We start from the raw sequence: 19119 nt of genomic DNA, 5'->3' as shown, positions 1-19119 counted from the left end.
TCCGACGCCCGTGCTCCGTTCGTCGTAGCATTAATTGGTTGTCGCTTCCGCTAGGAGGTCGTCGCCATGGCGAGCACGAGCACCGGATCCGCGCAGCGAGGACGGAGGCAGCCGACGTCGAAGCAGGGCCGCTCGTCGGCGTCCTCGACGAAGAAGACGTCCGCGAGCTCCGAGTCGACGTCGCAGCCGCCCTCGAGCTCCTCGGGTGCTTCGATCCCCGTTCCGTACGTGACCGCGCAGCTGCACACCACGCACATCCCGTTGCCCGAGATCCCCGGACGCAACGAGGTCGCCTCGACGGTGACCGCCGTGCGCGGAGCGCTCCCCTCCCGCGAGCAGCTGCTGTTCTACAGCGGGCTGACGGCCGCGGCGGCGCTGAGCGTCATCGAATGGCCCGTCGCCGCCGCGATCGGCATCGGAGCAGCCGTGGTGCAGCGCAACGCGCGCCAGGGCGACGAGTCGGCCTGATCGCGCAGGGGGTGTGCCGATGCTGCGCTGGCTGCTGTCGCAAGCCGCCGAAGTCGCCGCACCGGTGTTGCAGGCTGCCCGCGCGGCCACCACCTCGCCCGGTGACCGCCGCGTCTGGCGCGGGCACCAGCGCAGCCACCTGGAGATGCGGGGTGCGCACCTGCCCGGCAACGACGACGCCGTCCGCGAGGTGCAGCGCCGGCTGAGCGAACTCGCCGGGGTCCGCAGCGCCGAGGTCAACGGGGTGCTCGGACGTGTGGTCGTCGAGCACGACCCCGAACTGCCCGACCTCACCGAACCCGCGCGGATCATCGGCGAGGTCGAGACCGGTTTCGGGCTGGGAGATCAGGACGTGGCGCCGCGCAGCCGGCGGCACCCGGGCAACGCCGAGGCCGTGCTGCGCGACGCCGGCGCGTTGGCGGTGAGCGCGGTGGGCCTGGGCTACGCGGGGCTGGGTGCGCTGCTGCCGGCGCGGTTGGTCTCCCCGCTGGTGCCGGCCGCGGTGTCGCTGGTCGACACGGTGCCGTGGATGCGCGATGGCCTGCAGCGCGTGATCGGACGCGCACCGCTGGACCTGGCGCTGGCGCTGGGCGGTGCCGCCGGGCAGGGCCTGGCCGGGCGCCCGCTGGGCGCGCTGACCGATCTGTGCGGGCGCTTCTGCTCCGCCCGCGAGACGCTCGCGCGCCATCAGGCCTGGCAGCACTGGGAGGACGCGCTGCCGCACGCCTGCCCCGCGCTGGCGCACCGGCCTCGCCCGCGCCCGGTTCCCGACGGGCCGGTGGAACGGGTCGCCAACGCCTCGGGCGGCGCGGCGCTGGGCGGTGCGATCACCGTCTACGCGTTGTCGCGCGCTCCGCAGCGCGCCCTGGCCGCGCTCATGGCCGCGGTGCCCAAGCCCGCCGCCGGCGGGCGCGAGGCGTTCGCGACGACGTTGAGCACGTCGCTGGCCTCGCGCGGCGCGCTCGTGCTGGAACCGGACGCGCTGCGGCTGCTCGACCGGGTGGACGCGGTCGTCTTCGACGCCCCTGCCCTGCTGACCGGACGGCGCGTGGTCGACTCGGTGATCGCGTTGGACGACGGCGCCGACTCCGCGGAGCTGTTCACCCGCGCGGGCGAGCTCGTCGATCCCGCCGATCCCACCGCGCATCGCAGCAGCGGGAGCTGGTCGGTCGCGCCGCTGGACGCGTCGGCCCATCCGCCGGAGGTCCGGCGCGCGGCGAAGGCCGAAATCGCTTGTGGCGCGACTGTTCTCGGCCTAGTCCATGATGGACGGACGGTGGCGCTGGTGGCCGTGGTCGACGAACTCGACCCGCTCGCCGAGGCCCTGGTCGACACCGCGCGAGCCGTGGCCGCCGACGTGCTCGTGACCGGGTACGGACTGGAGCGCAGGCTACTGGTGGACGGCGCGGTACCGGGCGGCTCCGAACTCGCCGACTCGGTGCGGGCGCTGCAGGACGACGGCGCCGTCGTCGCGCTGGTCTCGCACCTCGGTGGCGACGGCCTGGCCGCCGCGGACCTCGGCATCGGCCTGTCCACATCGGACTCCGCCGCCTGGGCCTCGGACGTGATATGCCCCAGCGCCGCGGTTCTCGACCTGCTGGTGGGCGCGGCCGCAGAGGCGCGGGCGGCGAGCAGGTACGCAGCGGGCATCTCGGTGGCCGGCGCGCTGCTGGGCGCGCTGTTCGCCGCGTTCGGCCCGGCCACCGGTGCCCCCGCCCGCGCTTCGATGCCGGTGCACGCCGCGGCGTTGGCCGCCTACGGAACCGGCGCCTGGGTCTCCCTCCGCGCCACCACCAGACCGCCGCCGCTCCCCCGCGAACGCACGCCGTGGCACGCGATGCCCGCAGCCACCGTCCTGTCCACACTGGACACCTCCGAGCGGGGACTCGCGGCGTCCGCGGCCGCCGAGCGGCACCGGCCATCCGACGACGGGCACGCTCCGGTGGGCGTGTTCGCAGCGACCGTCGAGGGCTTGATCACCCCGATCACGCCCGTGCTGGGCGCAGGGGCGGTGATCTCCGCGGGCCTGGGGTCGGTCGTGGACGCCGGGCTGATCTTCGGCGTGCTGCTGGCCAGCGCGCTCATCGACGGCGTCCAGCGGGCCGCCACCGACCGCGAGCTCGGCAAGCTGCTGGCCTCCGGGCGGACACCGGCGCGGCGACGCCGAGCCGGCAGCACCGAGATCGCCTCCTCCGACGAGCTCGTCCCCGGCGACGTCGTCGAGCTGCGCGCGGGTGACGGCGTGCCCGCGGACTGCCGGTTGCTGTCGGTGGAATCGCTGGAGGTCGACGAGTCGGGCCTGACCGGTGAATCCCAACTGGTCGCCAAGACCGCCGCACCCACCACCGCGCCCGCGGTCGCCGACCGCACCTGCATGCTCTACCAGGGCACGGTCATCGCCAGCGGTACGGGCGTCGCGGTGGCGGTCGCGGTCGGGTCGAACACCGAGCTGGGCCGCACGACCGCTCAGGTCACCGGGACCGACGATTCCACCGGTGTCGAAGCGTGGCTCGCGGAGCTGACCAAGAAGGTGCTGCCGGTCTCCATCGGGGCGGGCGCGCTGCTGTTCGCCTCCGACCTGCTGCGCGGGGTGCCGATGGGTCAGACCGTGGCGCGCTCGGTCGGCCTGGCGGTGGCCGCGGTGCCGGAGGGCCTGCCGTTCGTGGCGACCCTGGCCGAGCTCGCCGCGGCGCGTCGCATGTCCAAGCGCGGCGTCCTGGTGCGCAGCCCCGCCACCATCGAGGCGCTCGGCCGGGTCGACGCGCTGTGCTTCGACAAGACCGGCACCCTCACCCAGGGCCGGATCGCGCTCGGCGAGGTCTCCGACGGTCGCGGATCCCGCGGCGTGCACGACTTGCAGAGCGCGCACCGGGAGGTCGTGGCCGCCGCCCTGCGCGCCACTCCGCGTCCGCAGGACGACCACCCGCTGCCGCACCTGACCGACCGCGCGGTGCTCGACGGCGCCTGCGAGATCGGGCTGACCGCCGACGGCGAGGTGCTCGCCGAGCTGCCCTTCGAACCGTCGCGCGGTTTCCACGCCGTGCACACCGACCGGCTGCTGTCGGTCAAGGGCGCCCCGGAGGTGGTGCTGGACCGGTGTGCGAGCTGGCGGCGCGACGGATCGTCGCGCTCGTTCGACGCCGAGGCCCGCGCCGACGTCGACGCCGAGGTCGAACGGCTGGCGCTGCGCGGTTTCCGGCTGCTGGCGGTCGCCGAACGCCGGGTGGGAGAGGACTACGAGCTCACCGAATCCGATGTGGACGAGCTCGAACTCGTCGGCCTGCTCGGGCTGGCCGACCCGGTGCACGCCACCGCCGCGGAGGCCGTGGAACAGCTGGGGCGCGCGGGCGTGGACGTCATCATGATCACCGGTGATCACCCGAGCACGGCCGAGGCCATCGCCGCCGAGCTGGGGATGCTCGGCAACAAGCGAGTGCTGGCCGGAGCCCAGCTCGACGAGCTCGACGACGAGCAGCTGGCGGGCGAGGTGCCCAAGATCGCGGTGTTCGCGCGGGTCACCCCGGCGCAGAAGGCGCGCATCGTGCGCTGCCTGCGCGACGCCGGTCGGGTGGTTGCCATGACCGGCGATGGCGCCAACGACGTGCCCGCGATCAACCTCGCGCACGTCGGGATCGCGTTCGGTTCGCGTGCCACGGCGGCGGCCCGCGACGCCGCCGACCTGGTGGTCGCCGACGACCGCATCGAAACGCTCACCGACGGCATCGTCGAGGGCCGGGGCATGTGGACCTCGGTGCGCGAAGCGCTCGCGGTGCTGCTCGGCGGCAACCTCGGCGAGATCGGCTACGCGCTGGGCACCGGGCTGATCAGCCCGTCGGCCGCGCTCAACGCCCGGCAGCTGCTGGTGGTCAACATGCTCACCGACGTGCTGCCCACGATCGCCATCGCGGTGCGGCCACCGGCCGACCGGACCCCGGAGAAGCTGCTGGCCGAAGGGCCGGAGGCGTCGCTGGGCTCCGCGCTGGCGCGCGAGGTCGGCGCGCGGGCCGTCGCCACCGCCTCGGCGGCGGGACTGGCCTGGACTCTGACCCGGCCGCTGGCCACCGCCGCGCAGGCACGCACGGCGGGACTGGTCGCGCTGGTGTCCGCTCAGCTGGCGCAGACCCTGACCTCGCGCGGGCGCACGCCGCTGGTCGTGCTGGCCGCGGCCGGCTCGGTGCTGGTGCTGTTCGCACTGGTGCAGCTGCCCGGGGTCAGCCAGTTCTTCGGCAGCAGCCCGCTGCTGCCGCACCAGTGGGCCATCGCGCTCGGCGTCTCGGTGTCCGTCGCCCTGGCGATGCGGGTGTGGCAGATGTGGCCGGTGGGGCGCTCGTTCCTGCCCCGACCAGCGGAATTGGGTGCGGGTTCACCCGTCGGCCACCTGCCTTCCGAACCCGGCTAACCCGCTTGCCCCACAGTCGGAGGCGTCGAAGCACCACTGATTGGACGAGGACGCCACCGATGCCTGCATTCCTGACCACCATCCTCACCGCCGCGGCCATCGCGTTGATCGAGACGCTGGTCGTGCACCTGGTCAAGTCGGCGCTGCGCACCGCCTGAGTCACGGCGCCGGCGAACCGACCGGGCCCGCCAGCGCACCCGCCTCGCGATCGGAGGGTGCGGCGCGTTGCGCGACGTAGGCGCCGATCAGGATCAGCGCTCCGCCCACCAGCTGCGGCGTTCCCAGCGCCTCCGCCAGCAGCACCCACGCCAGCAGCGTGGCCACCACCGGTTCGAGGAACGCCACGCCGCCGGCGACCTGCGGGGACAGCAGGCGCACGGCGACGATCCCGGTGAGGTAGGCCAGCACGGTGGATCCGACGACGACCCACCCGACGGCGGCCATCGCCGGGACGTGGTGTCCGGCCAGCTCCACCTGACCCGCCAGCAGCGCGAAGTCCATCTCCCACGGCCGTGCGATCGCGGTGACCACCGCAGCGCCCAGCAGCAGCCCGAAACCGGCCAGCGCGAAGGGATCGACCTCCGCCGTCGAATCCGAGAGCAGGAAGTAGGTGGCCTGGCACGCCGCGGCTCCCAGGCTCAGCAGCAGGCCCAGCGGGTTGAAGCTCAGACCCGAGAACAGCTCGACCACGCACGCCAGGCCGACCACCGCCAGCAGCACGCCGATCACCGCGGAGCGGCTCACCGGTGCGCGGCGGACGAACCGGATCCAGCCCAGCACCAGCACCGGGCCCAGGAACTCGATCAGCAGCGCCACGCCGACCGGGATGGTGGCGATGGCGGCGAAGTAGCAGACCTGGACCCCGGCGACCGAGAACAACCCGTAGCCGATGATCAGGCGCGGGGCGCGGCGCAGCACCGGCAGGTGGCGCAGCAGGACCGGCAGCAGGAGCAGCGCTCCCCCGGCCAGCCGCAACCAGGCCACGTGCAGCGGGCTCAGCCCGGCGTTGATCAGCGGTTTGGCGAACGGTCCCGATCCGCCGAAGAAGATCGCAGAGGCCACGGCCACGGGCAGGCCGACGGCGCGGGGATCACGAGTCGGTGAGCGCACGGGCACATCGAAGCACGCCGAACCGCAACTCCGGTACTGGCGTGCCACACCGCCGAACAGCGCCACTGTCGCGTCCACGAGGCCCGCTGCCGGCAACATTCGGCCTCCCCGGTGTTCCAGAACCGAAAACGCCGCGTCCCGTGGTGGAAACACCCGCGTTTTTTGACGAAAAGCGCATAAGCGATCGACAGTCAGGTCACCCTTTGTTGAGCGGCTTTATAGGACACGCGTACTGTTAGCGGTGAAGAGCGCGAGTCCCCGCGCACGCTCAGCTGACGTGCGCGAGACTCGCAATCGTTCCCGAACTTGCGCCCGTCGCGAGATGGAGTTGAACGTGACTGCACCTGCGAGCAAGGACAGCTTCGGCGCACGCGGCACGCTGAACGTCGGCGACGCCTCTTACGAGGTGTTCCGACTCAGCGCCGTCGATGGTGCCGAGCGGCTGCCCTACAGCCTCAAGATCCTCCTGGAGAACCTGCTGCGCACCGAAGACGGTGCCAACATCACCGCCGACCACGTGCGCGCACTGGCCGGTTGGGACTCCAAGGCGGAACCCGCCACCGAAATCCAGTTCACCCCCGCCCGGGTGATCATGCAGGACTTCACCGGCGTTCCCTGCGTCGTTGACCTCGCCACCATGCGTGAGGCCGTCGCCGACCTCGGCGGCGACACCTCCAAGGTCAACCCGCTGGCGCCGGCCGAGCTGGTCATCGACCACTCGGTGATCATCGACGTGTTCGGCAAGCCCGACGCCTTCGAGCGCAACGTCGAGTTCGAGTACGGCCGCAACAAGGAGCGCTACCAGTTCCTGCGCTGGGGCCAGGGCGCCTTCGACGAGTTCAAGGTCGTCCCCCCGGGCACCGGCATCGTGCACCAGGTCAACATCGAGCACCTGGCCCGCACCGTGATGTCGCGCAACGGCCAGGCCTACCCCGACTCCTGCGTCGGCACCGACTCCCACACCACCATGGTCAACGGCCTGGGCGTGCTGGGCTGGGGCGTCGGCGGCATCGAGGCCGAGGCCGCGATGCTCGGCCAGCCCGTGTCGATGCTCATCCCGCGCGTGGTCGGCTTCAAGCTCACCGGTGAGATCCCCGCCGGCGCCACCGCCACCGACGTCGTCCTCACGATCACCGAGATGCTGCGCAAGCACGGTGTCGTCGGCAAGTTCGTCGAGTTCTACGGCTCGGGCGTCGCCTCGGTGCCGCTGGCCAACCGCGCCACCATCGGCAACATGAGCCCGGAGTTCGGTTCCACCGCCGCGATCTTCCCGATCGACGACGAGACCGTGCGCTACCTCAAGCTCACCGGCCGTCCGGCCGACCAGGTCGCCCTGGTCGAGGCCTACGCCAAGGAGCAGGGCCTGTGGCACGACCCGAGCCACGAGCCGGAGTACTCCGAGTACCTCGAGCTGGACCTGTCCACCGTGGTCCCGTCGATCGCCGGTCCGAAGCGCCCGCAGGACCGCATCGTGGTCTCCGAGGCCAAGCAGTCGTTCCGCACCGCGCTGACCGACTACACCGCCGCGCCCACCGATGACGCGGCCCTCGACGAGGCCGGCGAGGAGTCCTTCCCCGCCAGCGACCCGACGTCGATCAGCCCGCACGCCAAGCCGGAGTTGGTCTCCGCGGCCAACGGGTCCAACGGCCGGATCTCCAAGCCCGTTTCGGTCTCCTCCGACGAGCTGGGCGAGTTCGAGCTCGACCACGGTGCCGTGGTGATCGCCTCGATCACCTCCTGCACCAACACCTCGAACCCCTCGGTGATGCTCGGTGCCGCGCTGCTCGCGCAGAAGGCCGTCGACAAGGGCCTCACCCGCAAGCCGTGGGTGAAGACCTCCATGGCCCCGGGCTCGCAGGTCGTCACCGACTACTACGAGAAGGCCGGTCTGTGGCCGTACCTGGAGAAGCTCGGCTTCCACCTGGTCGGTTACGGCTGCACCACCTGCATCGGCAACTCCGGCCCGCTGCCGGAGGAGATCTCCGCCGCCGTGCAGGAGAACGACCTCACCGTCACCTCGGTGCTGTCGGGCAACCGGAACTTCGAGGGCCGGATCAACCCCGACGTCAAGATGAACTACCTGGCCTCGCCGCCGCTGGTCATCGCCTACGCCCTCGCGGGCACGATGGACTTCGACTTCGAGAACGACCCGCTGGGCAACGACACCGAGGGCAACCCGGTGTACCTGCGCGACATCTGGCCGTCGCCGCAGGAGGTCCAGAAGACCATCGACTCGGCGATCACCAACGAGATGTTCACGTCCTCCTACCAGGACGTGTTCAAGGGTGACGAGCGCTGGCGCGCGCTGCCCACCCCGGAGGGCGAGACCTTCGAGTGGGACGCGCAGAGCACCTACGTCCGCAAGCCCCCGTACTTCGAGGGCATGCAGATGGACCCGGCCCCGGTCACCGACATCTCCGGTGCCCGCGTGCTGGCGCTGCTGGGCGACTCGGTCACCACCGACCACATCTCCCCGGCCGGTGCCATCAAGCCGGACTCCCCGGCGGGCCAGTACCTGTCGGAGCACGGCATCGACCGCAAGGACTTCAACTCCTACGGTTCCCGCCGGGGCAACCACGAGGTGATGATCCGCGGCACCTTCGCCAACATCCGGCTGCGCAACCTGCTGCTGGACGACGTGCAGGGCGGCTACACCCGGGACTTCACCCAGGAAGGCGCTCCGCAGGCGTTCATCTACGACGCCGCGCAGAACTACGCCGCGCAGGACACCCCGCTGGTCGTGCTGGGCGGCAAGGAGTACGGCTCCGGTTCGTCCCGCGACTGGGCCGCCAAGGGCACCCGCCTGCTGGGCGTGCGCGCCGTCATCGCCGAGTCCTTCGAGCGCATCCACCGCTCGAACCTCATCGGCATGGGCGTCATCCCGCTGCAGTTCCCGGCGGGTTCCTCGGCCAAGTCGCTGGGCCTGGACGGCACCGAGACCTTCGACTTCTCCGGCATCACCAAGCTCAACGACGGTGAGACCCCGGAGACCGTGAAGGTCACCGCCACCAAGGCCGACGGCTCCCAGGTCGAGTTCGACGCCAAGGTCCGCATCGACACCCCCGGTGAGGCGGACTACTACCGCAACGGCGGCATCCTGCAGTACGTCCTCCGCAAGATGATCCGCTCCTGATCCTCCTGCTTTACCCTGGCAGGATCCTTTGAGAACGGGTCCGGTGGGAGTCACAAGCTCCCGCCGGACCCGTTCTCTCTTTTTTGTGTTCAAGACTCTGTGGTCTTGCTGTTTAGCGGTGCCGGAAGCGGAACCTGAGCGGCGGTGTCAGTTGCTTGCTTGGGGTGAAGAGAAAGCGACTCCGTCGCTTGCCTGACGGGGGTGCCGGTTTACGGCAGGTTCGGGCGCCGGCAGACGTAGGTCCTTGCCGGGGGCATGTTGCGCCAGACCGTGCGGGAGGTGATGACCTCGTCGAAGCTGACGTCGAGGCGGCGGCGGAACTGGCGCGCGCCGGACATGCCCAGGGCGTGCAGGTAGGCGAAGGTCGTGAAGGCGCCACCGGGGGTGAGCACCGAGCCGACCTGCTGCAGGATGTCGTGCTGCAGCTTGGCCGGGAAGATCGACCACGGCAGGCCGCTGACCACGGCGTCGACCCGGTCGATGCCCGCGGCCGACAGCAGCGCCCCCAGGTGCGAGGCGTCGCCCTGGATGACCTCCAGCCACGGGAGTGCCCGGTTGAGGTGTTCGACCATGCCCGAGTCCAGCTCGATCGCCACGTGCCGGCCGCCCGCGGGAAGCCGGTTGGCGATGGCCGAGCTCAGGGCACCCGTGCCGGGGCCGAGCTCGACGACCACGGGGCTACCGGTGCGCGGCACCACCGAGCCCATCTCGCGCGCGAGATGGGGTGAGCTGGGCGCGACGGCACCGACCTGGCCGGGCTTGCTCACCGCGCGCTCCAGGAAGGTCCGGTAGTTCTGCAGCACCGACGCGCCCCCTCGTCCGCTCCCCGGCCCCGCAGCGGGCGTCGTCGGGTCCGGGCTGCTGGGCGTGTGTGGAGAGGTCACGGATGCCTTCCCGATCGGTGAAGCCGGTCGTTGGTGCGCACCAGCCTATCGGGCGATCTGCGACCGGGCGCACAGCAGTGCCGCACACCACGGGACGCGAGGAGAAGATCAGGAAACCCGCAATTCACCGGGAAGTGCTCGACCGGTCGCGGAAAAAAGGGCGCGGAATTGCGTCGGAACCTGTAACGAAGTGCGTTCGAAGAACGATAGGGAAAGCTTCACGGGCTTGTCCCGAGTGGGAGCAAGCCCGTGCGCGCGCTTACCTCAGGCGACCTGCCCGACGGGCTCGATGACCTGGTCCGGGGTCTCGTCCGAACGCCTGACCCAGCTGGTCAGCGCTCCGGCCGCACCCAGAAGAACGATCGCCTCGGCCGCCAGGGCCACCCACACCGTTGCCACTACTTGCCTCCCTTCCACTGTCCGCCCCGCCTTCCGAGCGCGCGCACGCACATACCCGCCCAGGCGGGTCGATCGGAAGGAGGTTTGGGTAATAACCCGGTACGAACCAATCCTACGGCCGTGTTTCGGGACTTCCCAAACCAGACGGCTGTAATGTGCACGACACTCGAACAGCTGATCATCGCAGCCCCCGAGTCATCCACTTTCGGGTGAACGTCGCAGGTAGCGCGATCGTTCGCGCCGCGAAGCAAAATGGACGTCACTCATCCCCTTAACGGAGTACGCGGCATGCGACAATCCGCCCGAAGCACAACAGGGCCGAATCGAGGATCATGACCACCGAAACGACGCCGCGACTGCGCGCAGACGCACGCCGAAACCGGGACCGGATCATCACCGCCGCCCAGGCCGTGTTCACCGAACGCGGTACCGAGGTACCCATGGAGGAGGTCGCCCGAACCGCCGGCGTCGGCGTCGGCACCCTCTACCGCCGCTTCCCCGATCGGGACTCGCTGATCCGGGCCGTCGCCCACGACGCCTTCAGCTCCGTGCTGGAAGACACCCGCGCGACCATCGAGCAGGAGCCCGACGCGTGGCGGGCGCTCAGCCAGATCCTGCACCGCGGCATGGCGCTGCGCACGGTGGTCCGGCTGACGGTCCTGTCCTCCAGGGCGCGGGCGCTCATCAACGCCGACCCCAACACCGAGTCCGTGAACAACGAGTTCATCGCGCTGGTCGATGGACTGGTCAAGCGGGCCCAGGCCGACGGGACGCTGCGCGACGACGTCAGCACCGGCGACATCGCCGTGCTGAGCTCGCTGGCGCTGCAGGGCGTGCAGGCGCTGCCCGAGGAGCTGCGCACCGTGGCCCCGGCCCGCTACATCGCGGTGCTGCTCGACGGGTTGCGCGCCGACAACAGCCGCCCGCTCCCCGGTCGCCCGATCTCCGCTCAGGAAGTCGTGGTCCGCACCCCGGAGCTGGACATCTAGCTCCGGCGTGCCACGCCCGCGCGCAGCAGGTGGTAGCCGACCAGCGTCACCACCGTGCCCAGGGCGATGCCGCTGAACTCGAACGACGGGGTGATCTGCAACGACACCCCGCCGATGCCGGCGACCAGTCCGGCGGCCAGGGGCAGGAGGTTGACCGGGTCGGCGAAGTCCACCCGGTTCTCCACCCAGATCTTCGCGCCGAGCAGGCCGATCATCCCGTAGAGCACCACGGTGATGCCGCCGAGCACGCCACCGGGTGTGGCGGCGATGACCGCGCCGAACTTCGGGCACAGCCCGAAGGCGATGGCCACGATCGCCGCCACCCAGTAGGCGGCGGTCGAGTACACGCGGGTGGCGGCCATGACGCCGATGTTCTCCGCGTAGGTGGTGGTCGGCGGGCCGCCGACGGCGCTGGACAGGGCGCTGGCGAACCCGTCGGCGAAGATCGCGCGGCCGAGGCTGCCGTCGAGCTGGCTGCCGGTCATCTGCTCGACCGCCTTGACGTGCCCGGTGTTCTCGGCGATGAGCGCGATGACGGCCGGGAGCACGACGATGATCGCGGCCAGGTCGAACGAGGGCGCGTGGAATTGCGGCAGCCCGAACCAGGGCGCGTCGGCCACGCCGCTGAGGTCCAGCCTCGGGTGGGTGCTGACGTTGCCGTCCGCGTCGGGCGCGGTGATCGGACCGAAGAGCGCGTCGAACGCCCACGACAACGCGTATCCGCCGACCAGGCCGAGGAAGACGGCGATGCGCCCCCAGAAACCGCGCAGCAGCACGCTGGCCGCCAGAACGATCACCATGGTGATCAGCGCGACCCACTGGTCCTGCGGCCAGTAGGTCTCGGCGACCACGGGCGCGAGGTTGAAGCCGATCAGCATGACCACCGCACCTGAGACCGCCGGTGGCAGCATCCGGTGGATCGCCGCCGGCCCCGCGAAGTGCACGATCACCCCGACAGCGCCCAGCACGAGCGCGCAGATCAGGATCGCGCCGGTGACCGCCGAGCTGTCCCCGCCTCCGGCGCGGATGACGGTCACGGCCCCGACGAACGAGGCGCTGGAACCGAGGTAGCTGGGGATCTTGCCCTGCACGATGAGCAGGAACAGGATCGTGGCCACGCCCGAGACCATGATCGCCAGGTTCGGGTCCAGTCCCATCAGGACCGGGAAGACGAAGGTGGCTCCGAACATCGCCACCACGTGCTGGGCGCCGAGCCCGATCGTCCGGCCCCACGAGAGCCGTTCGTCCGGCGCGACGGCCTCACCGGGGCGCGGTGTCCCTCCGTCGCCGTGCAGCCGCCAGCCGATGCCCAGCTTCGAGCCCAGTCCCTGCCGCATGGGGCGCGCCTTCCTGTTCCACCCGCAGCGCGGGACCGCTAGATCGAGCGGAACTCTACAAACCGGTACCCGTGTGACTGCCGCCGCAGCCGGGCAACCACGCGGATCGGGTCAGCCCAGCACGGGGATGATCTCCTCGCCGTAGGCGCGGACGGTGTCGTCGATCGCGTCGTGCATGGCGTAGACGGCGAACTGGTCCACGCCGATCTCGCGGAGTTCGGCGAGCCGGTCCAGGTGCGCGGCTACCGGTCCGAGCAGGCAGAACCGATCGACGATCTCGTCCGGGACGAAATCGGTGCTCTGGTTGCCCGCGCGGCCGTGGTGCGTGTAGTCGTAGTGGCCGCCGCGGTTCTTGACGTAGTCGGTGAGGGCGGCCGGTACGGCCTCCCCCGCGTCGCCGTAGCGGGAGACGAGGTCGGCGACGTGGTTGCCGACCATGCCGCCGAACCACCGGCACTGCTCGCGCGCGTGCGCGAGGTCGTCACCGACGTAGGCCGGAGCCGCGACGCACACCGTGACCTCCCCCGGATCTCGTCCGGCCCGCTCTGCCGAGTCGCGGACGTGCTCGACCATCCACCGGGTCAGGTACGGGTCGGCGAGTTGCAGGATGAACCCGTCGGCCTGACGCCCGACCAGCTCCAGGGCCTTCGGCCCGTAGGCGCCCATCCACACCGGCAGACGCCCGTCGCGGACCCACGGCAGCCGGACCGGCGTGTCGTTCAGCACGGCCTCGCGACCTTCGGCGAGGTCCTTGATCACCCCCATCGCCGTGCCGAGAGTGGCCACGGTGGTGGGTCTTCCGCCGGTGACGCGCACCGCGGAATCACCGCGGCCGATGCCGCAGATGGTGCGCGGTCCGAACATGTCGTTGAGGGTGGCGAACAGCGAGGCGGTCACCGTCCAGTCCCGGGTGCTGGGGTTGGTCACCATCGTTCCGACTCGCAACCGCCGGGTGGCGGCGAGCATTTGGCTGTAGATGACGAACGGCTCCTGCCACAGCACGCAGGAGTCGAACGTCCAGCCGTGGGTGAAGCCCATTTCCTCCGCCTGCCGCATCCGGTCGACCAGCACCGATGCGGGCGGGTCGGTCTGCAGCACGAGTCCGAAGTCCATTGCCGCGCTCCTCAGCTCAGGTATCCGCAGGGTTCACGGCGCAGGAACCGGCCCCTGCCGGGCCGGCCGTGGTACTCGCCGTCGTGCACGATGGCCTCGCCCCGGGACAGCACCGTGCGCACCCGGCCCGTGATCCGCCTGCCCTCGTAGGCGTTGTAGTCCACGTTCATGTGGTGGGTCTCGGCCGAGAGCACCTGTTCGGCGCCGGGGTCGTAGATGACGAGGTCGGCGTCGGCGCCCGGGGCGATGGTGCCCTTGCGCGGGTGCAGCCCGAACATCCGAGCCGGGGCGGTGCTGGCCAGTTCGACCCACCGGCGGCGGCTGATCCGGCCCGCGACCACGGCGTCGTGCAGCAGGTCGAGGCGGTTCTCCACGCCCGGGATGCCGTTGGGGATCTTGGAGAAGTCGTCGCGCCCGAGTTCCTTCTGGCCGGCGAAGCAGAACGGGCAGTGGTCGGTCGAGACCACCGACAGGTCGTCGGTGCGCAGCGCCCGCCACAGCGACGCCTGGTGGTCGGCCGGGCGCAGGGGCGTGGAGCAGACGTACTTGGCGCCTTCGAACCCGGGTGCGGCCAGGTCGTCGACGGTCAGGAACAGGTACTGCGGGCAGGTCTCGCCGAAGACGGCGTGACCCTCGTGGCGGGCCTTGGTGATCTCGGCGACCGCCTCGGTCGCCGACACGTGCACCACGTAGAGCGGTGAACCGGCCACTTTGGACAGCTGGATGGCGCGGTGCGTGGCCTCGGCTTCCAGCAGAGGGTGGCGGACGCGACCGTGGTACTTCGGATCGGTGTGCCCGGCGTCGAGCGCCTGGCGGACCAGGACGTCGATGGCGATGCCGTTCTCGGCGTGCATCATGATCAGCGCGCCGTTCTCGCCCGCCTGCTGCATGGCGCGCAGGATCTGCCCGTCGTCGCTGTAGAACACGCCCGGGTAGGCCATGAACATCTTGAAGCTGGTGATGCCTTCGCCCACCAGCGCGTCCATCTCCTTGAGCACGCCGTCGCCGACGTCGGAGAGGATGCCGTGGAAGCCGTAGTCGATGGCGCAGTTGTCGTCGGCCTTGGCGTGCCACGCTTCCACGCCTTCGCGCAGCGTGCGGCCGACGGGCTGGATGGCGAAGTCGATGATGGTGGTCGTGCCGCCCCACGCCGCGGCGCGGGTGCCGGTCTCGAAGGTGTCGGCGGCGTAGGTGCCGCCGAAGGGCATCTCCATGTGCGTGTGGGCGTCCACACCGCCGGGGATGACGTAGTGGCCGGTGGCGTCGAACACCGCGTCGGCGGTCCAGTCCCGCGCCACGCCGGGTGCGGTGATGGCGGCGATCGTGTCGTCCTCGACCAGGACGTCGGCTTCGATCTCCTCGGTCGCGGTGATCACCAGACCACCGCGGATGACGGTTCTGCGCATCGCGGGCTCCCTCAGGGCTGGGTCAGCGGGCCGTAGGCGTCGGGGCGGCGGTCGCGGTAGAAGGCCCACTTGCGGCGGACCTCCTCGACGACGTCCAGGTCGAGGTCGCGGACCAGCAGTTCTTCGTCGGTGTCGCTGGCGGGGTCACCGACGAACTGGCCGTAGGGGTCGACGAAGTAGCTGGTGCCGTAGAAGTCGTTGTCGCCGTACTCCTCCACGCCGACGCGGTTGATGGCGGCGACGAAGTACTCGTTGGCCACGGCTGCCGCGGGTTGTTCGAGCTTCCACAGGTAGGACGACAGGCCCCGGCTGGTGGCCGACGGGTTGTAGACGATCTGGGCGCCCGCCAGGCCCAGCGCTCGCCAGCCCTCCGGGAAGTGCCGGTCGTAGCAGATGTAGACCCCGACGCGTCCGATCGCGGTGTCGAAGACCGGCCAGCCGAGGTTGCCGGGCCGGAAGTAGAACTTCTCCCAGAACCCGGGCAGGTGCGGCAGGTGGTGCTTGCGGTACTTGCCGAGGTAGGTGCCGTCCGCGTCGATCACCGCGGCGGTGTTGTAGCGGAAGCCGGGCCCGTCGACCTCGAAGACCGGCACGACGACGACCATCGACAGCTCGAGGGCGAGCGCGCACATGCGCCGCACGGTCGGGCCGTCGGGCACCGCCTCCGCCCAGCGGTGGTGCTCGTCCTCCTGGACCTGGCAGAAGTAGGGCGCGTTGAACACTTCCTGGAAGCCGATGATCCGCGCGCCCTGCGCGGCTGCGGCTCTGGCGTGCTGCTCGTGCGCGTCGACCATGCTCGCGGTGTCACCGGTCCACTTGGCCTGCACGAGTGCTGCGCGAACGACGTTGGGCATCGAGGAGGCCCCTCCCGCTCGGACTGACCGCCGGATCTCGGGCGGATGAAACCGAACGTAGGCCCCCTGGTGAACACCCGCAATGACCGCGCGATCACTCACGGTGACGCACTGCGCTCACGGGAGGAACCGCGTCACTCCCACCAGGGGCGGTAGCCGACGCCGTGCTTGTTGGCGCGGTCGACGTCGCGGCGCAGGGTGCGGGTGTCGCGGGCGACGCCGGGCGGGAAGCCGTGCTTGATGGCGCGATGCTCGCCGGTCTCGCCCATGTAGCAGACCGAGTAGAACAGCCCGACCAGCAGACCGAGGGCCAGCGAGCTCAACCGGATCCACATCGGACCGGGCAGCAGCATCAGCACGGCGCAGAACGGGGCGAGCTGGGTCAGTGCGCGGGCGAGGTGCCGCAACACCCAGGTGCGGCAGGTGACGTCGTGCAGCACCCACTCGGCGCACCGGTCCGGCAGCTTGCCGCCGAAGGCGTACCAGACCCATTGCGCCGGGTTGGGTCGTGATGACGGCGCGGGCGGGGTGGTCGCCATGGCTCCAGGTTAGTCCTCGTCGCAGTGCTTCGGGACCGTCCGTTCGGCCCTCGCGAACCGATCCTATGCACGCGTTGCCGGACGACATGACGCGACCACCGACAGCGATCTGCGTCACATTCGGGTGATTTGACGCCACGCTGGCGGGTGAAGCGCGTCCCAGTAGTAACGAGGGATTGCGGGAGCTCGATACCGCAATCGGAAAGGGGAGGAAAAGTGTTCGTCGTCGTCGTGGCAATGCTGCTGGTTCTGGTTCTGGGGTTCGTGATGTTCACCGACGCGCTGGAGGGCACCGGGTCGATGAGCACCCGGCGGGGGCTCCGCGATGTGGCCGCGCAGGTGAAGCGCAGCGCGCGGCTGTCCGACCACAACTGAGCGAAGACCACCGGCCCACCTCGCGGGCCGGTGGAGTTCTCCGGGGGTCAGAAGGGGGTCAGAGCAGTCCGCGGTGGACCAGGTTGGCGAGCAGGGAGCGCACGCCGAAGGTCCACTGCGGACACCGCTCGCTGCGGTTGACCCGGTTGGCGAGGGTGCCGAGCTTCGGGGTGGAAATCCGCACCACGTCGCCGACCTGGTGGGTGAAGCCCTTGCCGGGCGCTCCCCGATCCTCGGTGGGGGCGAAGAGGGTTCCGGTGTAGAGGATCAACCCGTCGGGGTACTGGTGGTGCGGTCCCAGCGCGGACGCGGCCAGTTCCTCGGGGTCTCGGCTGATCTCGCGCATCGAGCTGTGCCCGTCGAGGACGAACCCGTCCTCACCGCGCACCTCCAGCCGCACGTCCAGGTTCCGCACGTCGTCGAGGCCGAACCCGTCGTCGAACAGGCGCAGGAACGGGCCCAGGGATGCCGAGGCGTTGTTGTCCTTGGCCTTGGGCAGCAGCAAGGCGCTGCGGCCCTCGACGTCGCGCAGGTTGACGTCGTTTCCCAGCGTGGCGGCCACGATCCGGCCGTCGCTGCGGATCGCCAGCGCGACCTCGGGTTCCGGGTTGTTCCAGTCCGAGCCCTCCGCGATGCCGATCTCCGCGCCCGCGCCCACGGCCGCCAGCAACGGTGCCTTGGTGAAGATCTCCGGGTCCGGGCCGAGCCCGACCTCCAGGTACTGCGACCAGAGTCCGTCGCGCACCAGCACTTCCTTGACCGCGCGGGCCTCCTCCGAGCCCGGCCGGATCGCGGCGAGGGTGCCGCCGATCGCGGACTCGACCTGCTCGCGGATCTCCGCCGAACGGGTCACGTCGCCCGCGGCGCGTTCCTCGATGACCCGCTCCAGCATGCTCTTGACGAAGGTGACCCCGGCCGCCTTGAGCACCTGCAGATCTGCCGGCGCCAGCAACCTCGGCCCCGGCCCGCCGTCGACCGTCGCGTCGAGCACGCTGGCCAGCGGCCAGCTCTTGCGCGGCGCTGCGCCGCGGGCGAGCCCGACGGGATCGCGGTGCTCCAGCAGGTCGGTCAGCGTCGGGACCGTGTCGCTGAGGTCGACCAGCTCGTCTCCGCGCACGGCGACCACGGACGGGCCGGCCTCCTGCGGGTCGTGCACGCGGCCGACCAGGGTGGCCGCGTCGCGGTCGGTGGGCAGCACTTCACGCACGTCGTCGAGCAGCTTCACGTCGCACCTCTCGTTCGGCTCGACCGCAACATAGCGCCTCGAACACCGCGCGCCCCGCCTCTTCTCGCCCGCCCGCCATCCGGTGGGGAGGTGCGCTCGTCCCGCGTCCGGGAGGAATCAGGACGGTGCTGGCGAACGGGCGCGATGGTGACGTAAGGTTCGATCGACTCTCACTCGTTCGGGTGATGGTCTTTGGGCGGAATGGATCAACCGGCAGTGGGGTGAGTGGCAGTGGGCAGGTCGTCGTTGGCGCGATCCGGGCGAGGACGCCACCGGCGCGGCGCCGCGTGGCGGTACACCGCACCGGTGCTCGGGTACACCACCGCGGCGGTGCTCGCCGTCATCGCCGCCACCAGCGCGCACTACTCGCAGACGCGCGCGGACGAGGTCGCGATGCCGGAGCCGGAGAACGCCGCGCGGGCCCAGGCCGCCGCGCCGTCCCGGCAGTACCTCCCGCAGCTGATGCTGCCCCAGCCCGGCACTCCCCCGGTCGTCCCGATCATGCCGCCGCCGGCACCGACCGCACCGGCGATGGCGGGGCAGCAGACCGCTCTGCCGCCCTCGGAGGCTCCCGAGGAGACCACCGCGCGCAACTCCGCGCCGTCGACCACGACCGAACCGACGAGCACCCCGTCGGCGACCTCGGAGCCGACGCGGACCTCCGCACCCGCCCCGACCTCGGAGCCCGCCCAGACCTCCCAACCGACCCAGCCTTCCGAGCCGAGCCAGCCCTCGGAGCCGACGCAGCCCAGCACGCCGTCGGAGCCGAAGCCGGGCCTGCTGCCGCTGGTCGGGGGCGTCGTCGACGGTCTCGCCGGTCCGCTGCTGGGGAGCTGACGCCGCTCGCGGAGGCCGCGCACCAGTGGGATCGTGATCCCAGGAGGTGCC

At 70.9% G+C, this 19119-nt stretch carries 16 protein-coding genes; 6 read left to right on the top strand and 10 right to left on the bottom strand.

Going from position 1 to position 19119, the window contains the following annotated elements; genetic code table 11:
• Positions 1-50 precede the first annotated feature (50 nt).
• Positions 51-248: a hypothetical protein gene (locus tag AB0J91_RS25165; RefSeq protein WP_363873286.1), complete on the bottom strand. Its 198-nt coding sequence runs from the start codon at positions 246-248 to the stop codon at positions 51-53.
• Between AB0J91_RS25165 and AB0J91_RS25160 the strand changes: the two genes are divergently transcribed.
• Both AB0J91_RS25160 and AB0J91_RS25155 read left to right on the top strand, forming a co-directional pair.
• Entirely contained in the window at positions 229-468 is a 240-nt protein-coding gene (locus AB0J91_RS25160; protein ID WP_363873284.1) for a hypothetical protein, read from the top strand. The two genes, AB0J91_RS25165 and AB0J91_RS25160, sit on opposite strands and share 20 nt — an antisense overlap.
• A 19-nt stretch (positions 469-487) precedes the next feature.
• Positions 488-4867 carry a cation-translocating P-type ATPase gene (locus AB0J91_RS25155; protein ID WP_363873281.1) on the top strand — a complete coding sequence of 1460 codons (4380 nt, stop codon included), beginning with the start codon at positions 488-490 and terminating at the stop codon, positions 4865-4867.
• 159 nt (positions 4868-5026) lie between these two features.
• On the opposite strand, the gene AB0J91_RS25150 is transcribed toward AB0J91_RS25155, so the two are convergent.
• Positions 5027-6076, bottom strand: a complete 1050-nt coding sequence (locus tag AB0J91_RS25150) for a DMT family transporter (RefSeq protein ID WP_363873279.1) — start codon at positions 6074-6076, stop codon at positions 5027-5029.
• Between the two features lie 235 nt (positions 6077-6311).
• Between AB0J91_RS25150 and acnA the strand changes: the two genes are divergently transcribed.
• On the top strand, positions 6312-9110 hold the full coding sequence (gene acnA / locus AB0J91_RS25145; protein ID WP_363873276.1) for an aconitate hydratase AcnA: 2799 nt from the start codon (positions 6312-6314) through the stop codon (positions 9108-9110).
• 209 nt (positions 9111-9319) lie between these two features.
• On the opposite strand, the gene AB0J91_RS25140 is transcribed toward acnA, so the two are convergent.
• Positions 9320-9877, bottom strand: coding sequence for a methyltransferase domain-containing protein (locus tag AB0J91_RS25140; RefSeq protein ID WP_363788895.1), 558 nt, complete (start codon positions 9875-9877; stop codon positions 9320-9322).
• A 381-nt stretch (positions 9878-10258) separates the two neighbouring features.
• Positions 10259-10393: a hypothetical protein gene (locus AB0J91_RS25135; RefSeq protein ID WP_363788562.1), complete on the bottom strand. Its 135-nt coding sequence runs from the start codon at positions 10391-10393 to the stop codon at positions 10259-10261.
• A gap of 332 nt (positions 10394-10725) precedes the next feature.
• Between AB0J91_RS25135 and AB0J91_RS25130 the strand changes: the two genes are divergently transcribed.
• Positions 10726-11382, top strand: a complete 657-nt coding sequence (locus AB0J91_RS25130) for a helix-turn-helix domain-containing protein (RefSeq protein ID WP_363873273.1) — start codon at positions 10726-10728, stop codon at positions 11380-11382.
• On the opposite strand, the gene AB0J91_RS25125 is transcribed toward AB0J91_RS25130, so the two are convergent.
• From AB0J91_RS25125 to AB0J91_RS25105, 5 genes are all read right to left on the bottom strand, one after another.
• Complete coding sequence (locus AB0J91_RS25125) at positions 11379-12719, bottom strand: solute carrier family 23 protein (protein ID WP_363873270.1); 1341 nt, start codon at positions 12717-12719, stop codon at positions 11379-11381. The genes AB0J91_RS25130 and AB0J91_RS25125 overlap by 4 nt on opposite strands.
• Before the next feature lie 111 nt (positions 12720-12830).
• Positions 12831-13832 (bottom strand): TIGR03842 family LLM class F420-dependent oxidoreductase, encoded by a 1002-nt coding sequence (locus AB0J91_RS25120; RefSeq protein ID WP_363873267.1) that lies wholly within the window; start codon positions 13830-13832, stop codon positions 12831-12833.
• A gap of 11 nt (positions 13833-13843) precedes the next feature.
• The gene (gene hydA, locus AB0J91_RS25115) at positions 13844-15238 is read right to left on the bottom strand and encodes a dihydropyrimidinase (RefSeq protein ID WP_363873264.1); all 1395 of its coding nucleotides are present in this window, start codon (positions 15236-15238) and stop codon (positions 13844-13846) included.
• Positions 15239-15249: 11 nt separating this feature from the next.
• On the bottom strand, positions 15250-16092 hold the full coding sequence (locus AB0J91_RS25110) for a nitrilase-related carbon-nitrogen hydrolase (RefSeq protein WP_363873261.1): 843 nt from the start codon (positions 16090-16092) through the stop codon (positions 15250-15252).
• A 134-nt stretch (positions 16093-16226) separates the two neighbouring features.
• Positions 16227-16631, bottom strand: coding sequence for a DUF5313 family protein (locus AB0J91_RS25105; protein WP_363788572.1), 405 nt, complete (start codon positions 16629-16631; stop codon positions 16227-16229).
• A 216-nt stretch (positions 16632-16847) separates the two neighbouring features.
• Here AB0J91_RS25105 and AB0J91_RS25100 point away from each other — a divergent pair, with 216 nt between their 5' ends.
• A complete protein-coding gene (locus tag AB0J91_RS25100) occupies positions 16848-17006 on the top strand; it encodes a hypothetical protein (RefSeq protein ID WP_165943868.1) in 159 nt (52 codons plus the stop codon).
• A gap of 58 nt (positions 17007-17064) precedes the next feature.
• Here AB0J91_RS25100 and AB0J91_RS25095 read toward each other — a convergent pair whose 3' ends face one another.
• The gene (locus AB0J91_RS25095; protein ID WP_363873258.1) at positions 17065-18231 is read right to left on the bottom strand and encodes a fumarylacetoacetate hydrolase family protein; all 1167 of its coding nucleotides are present in this window, start codon (positions 18229-18231) and stop codon (positions 17065-17067) included.
• A gap of 306 nt (positions 18232-18537) precedes the next feature.
• Between AB0J91_RS25095 and AB0J91_RS25090 the strand changes: the two genes are divergently transcribed.
• Complete coding sequence (locus tag AB0J91_RS25090) at positions 18538-19068, top strand: hypothetical protein (RefSeq protein ID WP_363873256.1); 531 nt, start codon at positions 18538-18540, stop codon at positions 19066-19068.
• The last annotated feature ends 51 nt before the right edge of the window (positions 19069-19119 follow it).

This window comes from Saccharopolyspora sp. NPDC049357 (genome assembly GCF_040677225.1).
In the GTDB taxonomy this organism is placed as follows: Bacteria; Actinomycetota; Actinomycetes; order Mycobacteriales; family Pseudonocardiaceae; genus Saccharopolyspora.
The sequence above is the reverse complement of the archived record's forward strand: the minus strand, read 5'-3'. Positions and strand labels throughout refer to the sequence as shown.

Bases quoted from the DNA above. Each gene is read 5' to 3' on its own strand.
- AB0J91_RS25155 (WP_363873281.1), top strand. From the start codon at position 488: ATGCTGCGCTGGCTGCTGTCGCAAGCCGCCGAAGTCGCCGCACCGGTG.
- AB0J91_RS25150 (WP_363873279.1), bottom strand. From the start codon at position 6,076: ATGTTGCCGGCAGCGGGCCTCGTGGACGCGACAGTGGCGCTGTTCGGC.
- AB0J91_RS25130 (WP_363873273.1), top strand. From the start codon at position 10,726: ATGACCACCGAAACGACGCCGCGACTGCGCGCAGACGCACGCCGAAAC.
- AB0J91_RS25125 (WP_363873270.1), bottom strand. From the start codon at position 12,719: ATGCGGCAGGGACTGGGCTCGAAGCTGGGCATCGGCTGGCGGCTGCAC.
- AB0J91_RS25120 (WP_363873267.1), bottom strand. From the start codon at position 13,832: ATGGACTTCGGACTCGTGCTGCAGACCGACCCGCCCGCATCGGTGCTG.
- hydA (WP_363873264.1), bottom strand. From the start codon at position 15,238: ATGCGCAGAACCGTCATCCGCGGTGGTCTGGTGATCACCGCGACCGAG.
- AB0J91_RS25110 (WP_363873261.1), bottom strand. From the start codon at position 16,092: ATGCCCAACGTCGTTCGCGCAGCACTCGTGCAGGCCAAGTGGACCGGT.
- AB0J91_RS25105 (WP_363788572.1), bottom strand. From the start codon at position 16,631: ATGGCGACCACCCCGCCCGCGCCGTCATCACGACCCAACCCGGCGCAA.